At 63.2% G+C, this 11,887-nt stretch carries 10 protein-coding genes and 1 tRNA gene; 6 read left to right on the top strand and 5 right to left on the bottom strand.

Annotated elements, in window-relative coordinates:
* Positions 1 to 33 precede the first annotated feature (33 nt).
* Positions 34 to 108 (bottom strand) — tRNA-Val (locus NL528_RS07875).
* Positions 109 to 209: 101 nt separating this feature from the next.
* Complete coding sequence (gene cpdR / locus NL528_RS07870) at positions 210 to 569, bottom strand: cell cycle two-component system response regulator CpdR (RefSeq protein ID WP_309182138.1); 360 nt, start codon at positions 567 to 569, stop codon at positions 210 to 212.
* 304 nt (positions 570 to 873) lie between these two features.
* On the opposite strand from cpdR, the gene NL528_RS07865 reads away from it, so the two are divergent.
* Together NL528_RS07865 and hisN are read left to right on the top strand one after the other, a co-directional pair.
* Positions 874 to 1,761, top strand: coding sequence for an N-formylglutamate amidohydrolase (locus NL528_RS07865; RefSeq protein WP_309182137.1), 888 nt, complete (start codon positions 874 to 876; stop codon positions 1,759 to 1,761).
* A gap of 582 nt (positions 1,762 to 2,343) precedes the next feature.
* Positions 2,344 to 3,123 (top strand): histidinol-phosphatase, encoded by a 780-nt coding sequence (hisN, locus tag NL528_RS07860; RefSeq protein WP_309182135.1) that lies wholly within the window; start codon positions 2,344 to 2,346, stop codon positions 3,121 to 3,123.
* 14 nt (positions 3,124 to 3,137) lie between these two features.
* Here hisN and NL528_RS07855 read toward each other — a convergent pair whose 3' ends face one another.
* Entirely contained in the window at positions 3,138 to 5,435 is a 2,298-nt protein-coding gene (locus NL528_RS07855) for a fused MFS/spermidine synthase (RefSeq protein ID WP_309182134.1), read from the bottom strand.
* A gap of 215 nt (positions 5,436 to 5,650) precedes the next feature.
* On the opposite strand from NL528_RS07855, the gene NL528_RS07850 reads away from it, so the two are divergent.
* Positions 5,651 to 6,619, top strand: coding sequence for a tripartite tricarboxylate transporter substrate binding protein (locus NL528_RS07850; protein ID WP_309182133.1), 969 nt, complete (start codon positions 5,651 to 5,653; stop codon positions 6,617 to 6,619).
* 54 nt (positions 6,620 to 6,673) lie between these two features.
* On the opposite strand, the gene NL528_RS07845 is transcribed toward NL528_RS07850, so the two are convergent.
* The gene (locus tag NL528_RS07845) at positions 6,674 to 7,564 is read right to left on the bottom strand and encodes a LysR family transcriptional regulator (protein ID WP_309182132.1); all 891 of its coding nucleotides are present in this window, start codon (positions 7,562 to 7,564) and stop codon (positions 6,674 to 6,676) included.
* 88 nt (positions 7,565 to 7,652) lie between these two features.
* Here NL528_RS07845 and NL528_RS07840 point away from each other — a divergent pair, with 88 nt between their 5' ends.
* Positions 7,653 to 8,405 (top strand): sulfite exporter TauE/SafE family protein, encoded by a 753-nt coding sequence (locus NL528_RS07840; RefSeq protein WP_309184825.1) that lies wholly within the window; start codon positions 7,653 to 7,655, stop codon positions 8,403 to 8,405.
* Positions 8,406 to 8,421: 16 nt separating this feature from the next.
* Here the strand turns inward: NL528_RS07840 and NL528_RS07835 are convergent, their stop codons facing one another.
* Positions 8,422 to 9,057: a LysE family translocator gene (locus NL528_RS07835; RefSeq protein ID WP_309182131.1), complete on the bottom strand. Its 636-nt coding sequence runs from the start codon at positions 9,055 to 9,057 to the stop codon at positions 8,422 to 8,424.
* Positions 9,058 to 9,224: 167 nt separating this feature from the next.
* Between NL528_RS07835 and NL528_RS07830 the strand changes: the two genes are divergently transcribed.
* Both NL528_RS07830 and NL528_RS07825 read left to right on the top strand, forming a co-directional pair.
* Positions 9,225 to 11,027, top strand: a complete 1,803-nt coding sequence (locus tag NL528_RS07830) for an adenylate/guanylate cyclase domain-containing protein (protein ID WP_309182130.1) — start codon at positions 9,225 to 9,227, stop codon at positions 11,025 to 11,027.
* Positions 11,028 to 11,216: 189 nt separating this feature from the next.
* Positions 11,217 to 11,873 carry a hypothetical protein gene (locus tag NL528_RS07825; RefSeq protein ID WP_375143990.1) on the top strand — a complete coding sequence of 219 codons (657 nt, stop codon included), beginning with the start codon at positions 11,217 to 11,219 and terminating at the stop codon, positions 11,871 to 11,873.
* The last annotated feature ends 14 nt before the right edge of the window (positions 11,874 to 11,887 follow it).

Raw genomic sequence — 11,887 nt, 5'->3', positions numbered from 1 at the left:
CCGGGCGCCAGACGGCTAAGTCATTGAAGAAGATGGTGGGCGCGACAGGGATCGAACCTGTGACCCCTACCATGTCAAGGTAGTGCTCTCCCGCTGAGCTACGCGCCCTAAGTCGTATTGGGTGGGGTCCGTATATCGGCTCCAAAGCGGGCAGGCAAGGACACCTGAGAGCTATTTGGAGCCTTTAATTGATGCTTTTGGGGACCGAATCAGGCCGCCAGCATCTTGTTCACTTCGTTGACCAATTCGCGCAGGTGGACCGGCTTTGACAGCACCTTGGCATTTTTCGGCGCCTCCGAATCGGAATTGAGCGCCACTGCGGCAAATCCGGTGATGAACATGATCTTGATGTCGGGATCGAGTTCCGAGGCGCGGCGCGCCAGCTCGATGCCGTCCATCTCGGGCATCACGATATCGGTGAGCAGCATCTCGAACGGTTCCTCGCGCAGCCGCTGATAGGCCGACATGCCATTGTCGTGGGGCGAGACCTGAAATCCGGCGTTTTCCAGCGCCTTGACCAGGAAGCGGCGCATGTCGTTGTCGTCTTCGGCGAGGAGGATTTTGTGCATGGGGTTTGTTCGTCGAATCCGGCTCATGAAATTGGGTCCGCACACTAAGCCCGATAGAGGGTAAATTTCGGGTGAAAGGCGATGGCGTTATGTCGGTGGCCTGCTCAGCTATTTCTGTACCGGAATCCGCCCCAAAGCAATCAAGACGGGCGTTTCGGCGCATTAAGACATGTTCCAGCACGTTTGCGACGTTTTTCACTTGGCAGATTGGTTGTGATTACCGACAATGTCTCTCATAAAACCTCCGATTTTCTGGCAGAATCGCCTGACTCAGGAAGCGCGGATCAAGGGACGGCGCCCGACGATGACCGAGTTTGATGGCGAATTGTCGCCTCCGTTCGAGATCGTGGAGCCGGCCGACTGGCGGGCGCCGATCATCTTCAATTCCCCCCATTCCGGTTCGGTCTATCCGAGCGAATTCCTCGACGCGTCGCGGATCGATCTGCCGTCGCTGCGCCGCTCCGAGGATTCGTTCATGGACGAATTGATCGCCGATTTGAGCGATCGCGGATTCCCGACTGTCCGGGTCAATTTCCCCCGCTCCTATGTCGACGTGAACCGCGAGCCCTATGAGCTCGATCCGCGCATGTTCACCGGGAGACTGCCGAGCTTTGCCAATACGCGCTCGATGCGGGTCGCCGGCGGGCTCGGCACCATCCCGCGCGTGGTCGGCGACGGCCAGGAGATCTATCGCGAGCGGCTCAGCGTCGATGAGGCGCTGGGACGGATCGAGGGGCTCTACAAGCCGTATCACCGCGCGCTGCGGCGGCTGATCAACAAGGCGCACCAGGCCTTCGGCACCGTGATCGTGGTGGATTGCCATTCGATGCCGTCGGTCGGCGTGTCGCGGGATGAGCCGCGGCGGCCCGATATCGTGATCGGCGACCGCTACGGCACCAGTTGCGCGGGCCTGCTTCCCGATATCGTCGAGGAAATCATGAGCGGGCTCGGTTATTCGATCGGACGCAACAAGCCCTATGCCGGCGGCTTCATCACCGAGCACTACGGTAACCCCGCAAGTGGATTGCATACCGTGCAACTCGAACTCAACCGCGCGATCTATATGGACGAGCGGCGGCGCGAACGCGGGCCGCGGTTCGCGCAAGTCGTCGCCGATTTCGCCACGCTGGCCGATGCGCTGGCGCAGGTCCCGCTCGGCGATCTCGGCCCGTTCCAGGCCGCGGCGGAGTAGAGGCTGCGTCGCTCTCTCTGCATTCGTCATTCCGGGATGCGCCTCTTGGCGCAGGCCCGGAATCCATAACCACGATCGGGAGTATGGATTCCGGGCTCGCGCTTCGCGCGCCCCGGAATGACGAGACAAGAAAAAAGGGCCGCTTGAATGAACAAGCGGCCCAAGTCTAGGGAGGAAACGCCCAAGGAGGGCAGCGATAGCGCGAGGCGCTACCGCACCGCAACAATATGCGGCCGCGCTGCACAAAACGCAAGTGATTTCGAAACAACTCCTGTGCAATCTCGGCCGGGCTGGCAGTTGTGCAACAGGTCGGCTGAGTTCCATTTTCATAAGCAAAATCAAGGTATTGTGCGAATGGATCCGTGAAAACCCGTGTGACGGCGGGGCCACAATCGATAAAATCTCGACTTCGTGAATGGCCGTGACATCGAAAATGCATGGCTAAAACGAACCTGATTCGAAAGCCGGAAGTGGCCGATGACGGTAGGATAACGCTCCGTTAACCGTGCGCGGATCGCAGGATTGAGATAGGCAATAGCGCTCCGGATTCTCGCTCCGCATCGTACGCCCTAAGGAACTGCCGTGACGGTCATCGATTTTACAGCCTTCATCGGCCGCCTTGCGACCGCTTCCGGCGAAACCATCCTGCCGTTTTTTCGGACATCGCTGTCGATCGACAATAAAAGCGCCAGCGATTTCGATCCGGTCACCGAAGCCGACCGCGCCGCGGAAGCGGTGATGCGGCGGCTGATCAAGGCCTACTTTCCCCTGCACGGCATCGTCGGCGAGGAATTCGGCAATGAGCGCGAAGACGCCGAATATGTCTGGGTGCTGGATCCGATCGACGGTACCAAATCCTTCATCGGAGGTTTTCCGATCTGGGGCACGCTGATCGCGCTGCTGCACAAGGGCACGCCGGTGTTCGGCATGATGCACCAGCCCTTCATCGGCGAGCGCTTTTCCGGCGATAGCGGCTCGGCGCATTACTCCGGACCCTCGGGCGAACGCAAACTGACGGTGCGGCGCTGCGCGGCGCTGAACGAGGCAACCGCCTACACGACAAGCCCGCTGTTGATGAATGCCGCCGACCGCCTGGCCTTCGGCCGGGTTGAGGATGCGGTGCGGCTGACGCGCTATGGCGGCGATTGCTATTCCTACTGCATGCTCGCCGCCGGCCATCTCGATCTCGTGGTCGAGACCGAGTTGAAGCCTTACGACATCGCCGCCCTGATCCCGATCATCACCGGGGCCGGCGGCGTCGTCACCACCTGGGACGGCAAGCCCGCGCAAAACGGCGGCCGCATCATCGCCGCGGGCGACCCGCGCGTGCATGAAGCGGCGATGAAGCTGCTCAACAGTTAGGGTTCAACGACAGCCTACCAGGCCAACTGCTTGCGCAGCATCGCGCCCAGAATATTGGAATAGTCGTCCGTCCAAATCGCGCTGGACAGGTCGGGCTGCAACGCTGTCCAGCTTTCGGCGACGGCGCCGACATCGCGCGGGCCGCGCCCCAGCACGATCACCCGGGCGTTGGCGTGCAGGTCGGTGAAAATTCCGCCGGCCGCCCGGTCCTCCCTGAGAAAGGCCACCAGCCCCAGCGACTGCGCGACGTTCGCAACCACGGGCGCGAGATCGAGATGGCGATTGGAGATGTGGGCGAGGATGACGCCGTGCGGCGATAGTTTTGCAAGGTAGCCGCGGAAAGCCTCGCGCGTCAAAAGGTGAACCGGGATGGCATCCGACGAGAATGCATCCAGCACGATCAGATCATATTGGCCGGAAGCAGCCGGCAGGGTCAGCCGCGCATCGCCAAGCATGATCGAGGCGGCGGGCTCGCAAGCCGACACGAATTTGAAGAAATGCGGATCGCTGGCGATCCGAACCACCTCCGGGTCGATCTCGAAGAAGTCCCACCGCTCCGAACTCTTGCGAAGACAGGCAAGGGTCCCCGTGCCGAGTCCGATCACCGCCACACGATCGAACCCGCCCAGCGCGGTGCGCGCGGACCCGATGCTTTCCGCGAACGGACCGCCTGCATAATAATAGGAGGCCGGCGCCGGCGGGCCGTCGATGGACGTACCGTCGTCGCTGCGCAGGAGCTGCGCGCCATGAATCGTGGTGCCGTGATAGAGCAGGCGCGCCTTGCCGTCGGCGGTTTCCACGACCTTGTGAACACCAAAGAAACTTCGCGCGGTTTCGATCGGGGCCAGCCCTGGACGCCAGAACGCCGTGATCGTGAACCCCAGCATCACGAGCGCGAAGAAGCGCATCGGCCGGTTCCGCTGCAGCAGCATGGCGGCGGCCAGCACGGCGGAAGCGACCTGAAACGGCAGTTCAAGTGTCGCCGGCAGCTTGAGGCGGGTGAACCACCAGACCAGCACCAGCACCGCGCTCAGCGCCAGCCACGGCAATGCTTCCGCCGCTCCCTTGCGCGCGCCGGTGAAGAAACCCGGCATGCACAACAGCGCGGCGGCGATCAGGATCGGATATTCGTAGTTGCCGTTGAATATCTGCGGGGCCAGCAGGCCGGCGAATGCGCCGCCGATCACCCCGCCCAGCGAGGTGAACAGATAGAATTCCGTCAATCGCTGCGCGCCCGGACGGCGTGCATAGACTTCGCCATGGCACATCAAGGTCAGCAGCGCGAATGCTGCGAGATTGAGCAGGATCGTCGCTACCCAGTAGACCTTGTCGCCGCCGATCAGGCTGACGGCGAGCGGCGCCACCGCAAACGGGACCAGCCAGACCACGGTCGTATGCGCAATCCATGGCCGCTCGCGAAAGATGGCGACAAAGGTCAGCAAGTAGATCGCCAGCGGGACCACCCACAGGAACGGGGCTGCCGCGATATCGGTGGTGATATGCGCTGTCACCGCGACCACGAGGCCTGACGGAATCCCGGCAAGCACCACCCATCGCGCCCGTTCGCCGATACCGGGTGCGGAATCATCCAGCGGCTTTTGCCGTGTCGCGGTGCTGGAGCCGGTATCCCCGGCGAATAGTGCGGCGGCTGCGACCAGAACCGCCAGGATCGCGAATCCAGCCGACCAGATCCGCGTTTGGACGCCGAGCGTCAGCCAGGGTTCGATGACGACGGGATAGGCGAACAGCGCGGCGAATGAGCCCAGATTGGACGCCGCATAGAGCACATAGGGGTTTTCGGCCTGCGGATGCCCGCTCGCCGCGAACCAGCTTTGCAGCAGCGGCGCGCTGGCCGACAGCGTGAAGAACGGCAGGCCGATCGAAACCGCGAACAGACCGAACAGCCACAGCGCGATCCTGCTGGACGGCGGCGCGCCCCATCCGGCAGCAATGCCGATCGGCAGCGTCACCGCGGTCGCGCCGATCAACAACAAATGCAACAGCGCGGCGCGGCGCGGCGACAACAATCGTCCGAGAACATGCGCGTAGCAGTAGCCCGCCAGTAACGCCGTCTGGAAAAACACCATCGCCACCGACCACACCGCCGGCGCGCCGCCGAGCCGCGGCAGCACCATCTTTGCGAACATCGGCTGGATCGAGAACAGCAGCAGCGCGGAAACGAACAGGGTAGCCGCATAAAAATAGGGAACAAGGCGGCCCGCCGCCGCGCGCGGATTGACCGACGCCAGAGTCTCGGAAGAGGCGCTCTCAAAGCTCGACATCGTCGCCACCGTTGCAATGTATGCGTGCACGGTAGCCGTCGGCCCCTAAGCAAGATTTAATACATGGCCCCGAAATGCCCGGATTGGGGCATGCGCGTCAGACGCTGACCCGAACGCCCGCCACGGCGACAGGGACAGCAACCTCTGGAATGCGACCGCGGCAAACGGCATACTGATTCCCGCCACGGACGACAACGCCGGTTTTAAGGGCCTGCGCCGCAAAAGATCCGTGCCTGGGGGCTCGCATGAGAATCGCACGCACGCTGGTGGCTGGATTATTGCTGCCGCTGTTGACCGCAGCAGCCTTCGCCCAGGATTTCCCTGCAAAACCGATCCGGCTGATCGTGCCGTTTCCCGCCGGCGGCCCCAACGACATCATTGCGCGCATCGTCGGCCAGCGCATGTCGGAACTGATCAAGCAGCCGGTGCTGATCGACAATCGCGGCGGCCAGGCCGGCGTGCTCGGAACCGATGCGATCGCGAAATCCGCGCCTGACGGCTACACCATCGGCATTGTCAGCGCGAGCGCCTTGGCCATCAGCCCGGCGATGGAGAAAGTCGCCTACGACCCGCAGAAAGATCTGGTGCCGGTCACGCTGGTGGTGACCGTGCCGGAGATGCTGGTGGTCGCGACCAACGTTCCCGCCAACAACATGAAAGAACTGGTCGCACTGGTGAAGGCGCAGCCCGGCAAGCTCAGTTTTGCTTCCTCCGGTCAAGGCAGCCTGCCGCATCTGGCGGGCGAACTGTTCAAGCTGACCGCCAAGCTCGACGTCGTTCACGTGCCCTATCGAGGTGCTGCACCCGCCATCAACGATCTGCTCGGGCAGCAGGTGCAGATGACGTTCCTCGATCTGCCGGTGATCCTGCCGCACATCAAGGCCGGCGCGTTGCGCGGAATTGCACTTGGCGCGCGCGAGCGCGCGCCGACGGCGCCGGATGTACCGACCACCGCCGAAGTCGGCATGCCAGATCTGTTGATCGAAAACTGGTACGGCATGATCGCGCCGGCGGGAACGCCCGAAAAGTTCGTGGCCGCCTTGAACCGGATCGCCAACGAGGCGATGGCCGATCCGGGCGTCAAGTCGAAACTCGCCGATCAAGGCCTCACCACCGCCGGCGACACGCCGGAACATTTCCGCGGATTTATCGACTCTGAAATCAAGAAATGGGCTGATGTCATCAAGAAAGCCGGCGTCGAGACGACGAAGTGACCGGTTGTCATTGTCGGGCGCGACGGGTTGATCGAGCGGCACGAGCCAAACACCTCACGTCACCGCTTCGCGCAAAAATTCCGCCAACAGCTTGGCCGGGCGCGGCAGCGCCTTGAAGCTGCGGGCGCAGATCGTGAGCTTCCGGTTGGCCCAGGAATCGCGGATTCGGATCATCATGATCGGCATCGATCGCGCGCAGCGCCTGGCCGCGGTTTCCGGCATCACGGCGACGCCGACATCGGCGGCGACCATCTGGCAGATCGCGTCGAAATCGCGCATCCGGGCCCGGAATCGCAGGCGCGCCCCCAACCGCGCGGCGTGCTTGGAGATGTGGACCTGCAACGCGGTCGACGCCGTCAGCCCGACGAAGTCGCGGCCGGTCACCTCCACAAAATCGATCTGGCGGCGGTTGGCGAGATCGCTGCGCTTTGATGCCACCAGCATCAGCCGGTCCTCGCTGAATAAAAAGCGTTCGACGCTGTCCGGCAGCGCGTGTTCGGCCGCAAAGCCGAGATCGGCCGCGCCGGTCGCAATCGCGGCCGCGATATCCGCGCTTTCGCGTTCCTCGACATCGACATTGATATCCGGATGTTCGCGCAGGAACGCGGCGAGCGCCCGCGGCAGATGCTCCGAGAGGCCCGAGGTGTTGGCGAGCAGCAGCACGCTCGCCCTGACGCCGCTGGCGAAGGCTGAAAGATCGCCGCGCATCGCCTCCACATTGTGCATCACGATCCTGGCATGATCGAGCAGGCTTTCACCGGCCGTGGTCAGTTCGACGCCGCGGCGACCGCGCTTGAGCAGCGAAACGCCAAGCGCCGCCTCCAGGCCCTTGATCCGTTCGCTCGCGGACGCCAGCGCCAGATGAGCGCGCACAGCACCCTGCGTGATGCTGCGCGCGTCGGCCACCGCGATGAACAGTTGCAGATCGACCAGGTCGAAACGCATGGTGCACCTATTTGCCTTCGGCATGGACGAAGGCTATGTCCGTAATCTCCAGATTGTGCCGGTAACGCCGATCGGTCAATGTGCCCGGATGGTCGATTCCCTGTTGCTTCTCATCACCGCCGCCTTCCTCCTGGCTGGCTTCATCAAGGGCGTGCTCGGGCTCGGCCTGCCGACGGTCGCGATGGGCCTGCTGGCGGTGACGATGCCGCCGGCGCAGGCGCTGGCCATCGTCATCGTGCCGGCGATCATCACCAACGTCTGGCAGACCTTTTTCGGCCCCTATCTGCGCGACATCGTCCTCAGGCTATGGCCGCTGATGGTCGGCACCGCCGTCGGCATCTGGCTGAACAGGGGAATGTTGACCGGCCCCTACGCGCCCTATGCCGCAGTCGTGCTCGGCGCGCTGCTGGTGATCTATGCAATCATCGGCCTGAGCAAGTTCCGCTTCAAGGTCGCCCGCAGCGACGAGAAATGGATCGGCGGCATCGTCGGCCTGATGACGGGCGCGATCTCTGCGACGACCGGGGTCCAGGTGATCCCGTCGATGCCGTTCATGCAGGCGATCGGCATGGAAAAGGACGAACTGGTGCAGGCGCTCGGGGTGTTCTTCACGGTGGCGACCGTGGCGCTCGCCTTCAACCTCACCACGGCCGGCCTGCTGACGGCCGCGACCGCGCTGCCCGGCGCGGTGGCGATGGTGGCGTCCTTCACCGGGATGTTCATCGGGCAGGCGGTACGAAACCGGATGCGGCCGGACGTATTCCGCCGCTGGTTCCTGATCGCGATGATCTTCCTGGGAATCTATCTTGCCGCCAGCGCGCTGCTGAAAATCCACGGCTGAAGAATAAAATCAGCCGTCACCGCCCCTGAAGCATCGCGACGCGGACGCCGAGATAGACGAACATCCCGCCGAGGGCGCGATTGATCCAGGCGATGACGCCCTGCGACTGCCGGATGCGGCCGGCGGCCCTGGCCGCGAACGCCGCCAGGCCGAAGCACCAGAGCGTGCCGGTGGAGATGAAGATCAGGCCGAGCAGCAGGAAGGCGAGCGTCTTGTGCGGCGAATCCGCCGCGACAAATTGCGGCAGGAACGCCAGAAAAAACAGCGCCACCTTCGGATTGAGGGCGTCGGTGAGTACGCCCTGCCAGAACACGCGGCGCAGCGATATTCCATCACCCGGAACTGCGACCTCCGCAACCGGGCGCGGACGCGACAGCAGCATCTGCAGGCCGCTGAAGAGCAAATAGGCCGCGCCGACCAGTTTCAACGCCGCAAACGCCGCCGATGACGCGATCAGCAGCGCCGACAGGCCGATCGCGGCGCCAAAAACGTGGACCAGACAGCCGCAGCTGATGCCGATTGCGGCGGCCGCCCCGCCGCGCCACCCCAACTGAATGCTGCGGCCGACGATATAGGCGGTGTCCGGACCCGGCACGACGTTGAGCATCAACCCGGACAGGACGAAGAGCCAGAGTTCGTGAATGCCGAGCATGATACGGACTTCCTCGCCTCACCCCGCCAGCCAAAGGGGTGCATTGCTTAAATTTAATATGACGGCCGGACCGGACTTCCGCCACATAAGCAGCTTTATAATGATTGGATTCCGGCGACCAACGACGTATTACGGCGGTCATCTGAACATTCTGGGGCACAGGAGAGATGGAGAGACGTCTGGCTGCGATCGTGTGCGCTGACGTTGCCGGCTACTCCCGCATGATGGGCGCCGACGAGGAAGGCACGCATGCCACCTTCAAGGCGCATCGGACCGCGATTTACCCGATCATTCTCAATCATGGCGGCCGGGTCGTGAAGAACACCGGCGACGGCTTCCTGCTGGAGTTTCCCAGCATCGTCGGCGCCATCGAGGCTTCGATCGCCATGCAGTCCCTGATGGCGGAGCGTAACAACCACCTCCCCTCCGACCGGGTCATGCAGTTCCGCCTGGGCATCCACATGGGCGATGTCATGGCCGATGAGGAAGAGGTGTTCGGGGACGACGTGAACATCGCCGTCCGGCTTGAATCGGTGGCCACGCCCGGCGGCATCGCGGTTTCGGCCAAGGCCTATCATGAGGCGGGAAGGCATCTCGGCACCGCGTTGGTCGACGCCGGCAGCTACCGTTTCAAGAACATTGCCGAGGCGGTCGCGGTCTGGACCTGGGAACCGACGGGGATCGACAGCAGCCGCAGCCTGGCGCCGAAGGACACGACGAACCTCGCGGCCCAATACCGGACGGCGATCGTCGGCGTGCTGCCATTCGCCAATCTCAGCGACTCGACCGACGAATATTTTTCCGACGGACTGACCGAGGACCTGATTCACGCGCTTTCGCTGCAATCCTTCTACCGGGTGCTGAGCCGGAATTCGACCTTCTCGTTCAAAGGCAAGAACCAGAGCACGCGCCTGATCGCGCGGGAAATCGACGCCAGCTACCTGATCCAGGGCTCGGTGCGGCGCGCCGCATCCAAAATTCGCGTCACCGCCGAACTGATCGCGCCGGAAAGCGGCGAGCAGTTGTGGAACGGCCGGTATGACCGGGACATCGGCGATCTCTTCGCGATGCAGGACGAGATCACCACCAGCCTGTCGGCGGCGGTCGCGGCCGAAATCTATCGCGCGGAAGCTGCCGCGCCGCCCCGGGCGTCGTCGAACGATCTGACCGCCTGGGACCGGTTCCTGAAGGGGCTGTCCCACTATTATCAGGGCACCAAGGCGGATTTCGAAACCTCGATCGCCCTGTTCAAGGAAGCTATCGCGCTCGATCCGACGCTTTCGATCGCCCGCGCCTATCTGGCCACCATCATGATCCAGGGCACCCAGTTCGGCTGGATCAAGAGCACGCGCGAATTGTGGACCACGGCGATGAGCCTCGCCGAAAGCAGCGTCAGGCTCGATCCACGCTCGTCCTTCGCATTCCAGATCCTGGCCTACCTGCACGCGACGGAAGGCCATTACGAGGCCGCCATGGACGCCTCGCGGCGCGCCGTCGAGTTGAACCCGTACGATATGGGCGCCCGCGGCGTTCAGGGGATGTGTCACTTCGTGATCGGCGAGCATCGCCAGGCGATTGCGCTGTTTTCGATGGCGGCCCAGCGCGGCAACAGCGATCCCAGATATCAGTTCGCGGCGACCAACGCGTTCAGCCACTATCTGCTGGGGCAATATGACGCTTCGCTGTCCTGGGCGCGCGAGGCGCTCTATGTGAATCCAAACCATCTGCAGGTGCTGGCCGTCAGGGCGGCGGCGCTGGCGCAATTGGGACGAACCGAGGAGGCGGTGAAAGCCGCGGGCGATCTGCAAACCAACTATCCCGGCATCACCGTCGAGCGGCATTTGAGGAATTTCCGCTGGAAGCTTGCCGACGACGTCGCGCATTATCGCGACGGACTTGTGAAGGCCGGCGTGCCGCTCGGCAAATTGACCCTCGTCAAGCCGACGCCGAAGCTTGCAGCGGATTCCTGAGGGCACAGGTTTGGCGGCGGGCCCGTCCGATCCTCAAGCCTTCGGTTGACACGGCTTCGAATTCCGCCAAAACTCATGTGCATCCTGAAGTAGTGCGTCGCCGGAAAATTCGCCCTTCGGGAGCTTCATTCACTTCAAATCGAGGCGCGTTCCCTTTTCATCATTCGCTGCTTTCTAGGATTTGGATCCATGCAAGACCAGCCCATCATTCCAGGCCAGCCGCCCGCCGCGCAGATCACCGTTTCGCCCGATAATCCCTGCCCGTTCCTGCGCGGGCTGGTCGCGGGCGGCTATGTCGACGGCCACACCGTCCCGCTGCAAAAGCTCTGCAACACCATCGAGGCCGCCAGCGGCGAACGGGGCGCGAAGGAAAAAGTGGTGGGCATGGAGACCTACATGGTCGCCGTCGGTGCCAATGGCCTGAGCCCGCTGCGCCTGCTGAAGAGCGCGACCTCCGGCGCGGATCTCGACGAGCTGCGCAATGGTCCGCTGGACAAGCACGGCGCCGGTTCACGCATCCTGGATGCGACCGCGCATGTGCATGAGGACGAAATCGACCGTCTCGCCACCTTCGGGAAAGATTGCAAGGATCCGTCCGGCGGCACCGAGCGCGGGCTGACGAGCCAGGAGATCACCACCTTTATGGCGGCCAATATCAAGCGCGCAGGCGACCAGGCGCGATGGTATTACCCGATGCTGATGAAGGGCGAATGGCCGGTGTTGCTGAACATCATGGGCAAGGGCGAAGGCGACGAACGCTATCTCAGCGTCGCCGAGGTGAGGACGCTGTTCGTCGAGCGGCGCTTCCCGGATCGCATTGTCGCACGGCTGCAGCACGGCCCTTAGGGTTCTCGGTTTTT

The organism is Bradyrhizobium sp. Ash2021 (assembly GCF_031202265.1).
Lineage (GTDB): Bacteria > Pseudomonadota > Alphaproteobacteria > Rhizobiales > Xanthobacteraceae > Bradyrhizobium.
This window is presented reverse-complemented; position numbering and strand designations above follow the sequence as displayed.

Bases quoted from the DNA above. Each gene is read 5' to 3' on its own strand.
- NL528_RS07825 (WP_375143990.1), top strand. From the start codon at position 11,217: ATGCAAGACCAGCCCATCATTCCAGGCCAGCCGCCCGCCGCGCAGATC.
- NL528_RS07840 (WP_309184825.1), top strand. From the start codon at position 7,653: ATGGTCGATTCCCTGTTGCTTCTCATCACCGCCGCCTTCCTCCTGGCT.
- NL528_RS07835 (WP_309182131.1), bottom strand. From the start codon at position 9,057: ATGCTCGGCATTCACGAACTCTGGCTCTTCGTCCTGTCCGGGTTGATG.
- NL528_RS07850 (WP_309182133.1), top strand. From the start codon at position 5,651: ATGAGAATCGCACGCACGCTGGTGGCTGGATTATTGCTGCCGCTGTTG.
- NL528_RS07830 (WP_309182130.1), top strand. From the start codon at position 9,225: ATGGAGAGACGTCTGGCTGCGATCGTGTGCGCTGACGTTGCCGGCTAC.
- cpdR (WP_309182138.1), bottom strand. From the start codon at position 569: ATGCACAAAATCCTCCTCGCCGAAGACGACAACGACATGCGCCGCTTC.
- NL528_RS07865 (WP_309182137.1), top strand. From the start codon at position 874: ATGACCGAGTTTGATGGCGAATTGTCGCCTCCGTTCGAGATCGTGGAG.
- NL528_RS07845 (WP_309182132.1), bottom strand. From the start codon at position 7,564: ATGCGTTTCGACCTGGTCGATCTGCAACTGTTCATCGCGGTGGCCGAC.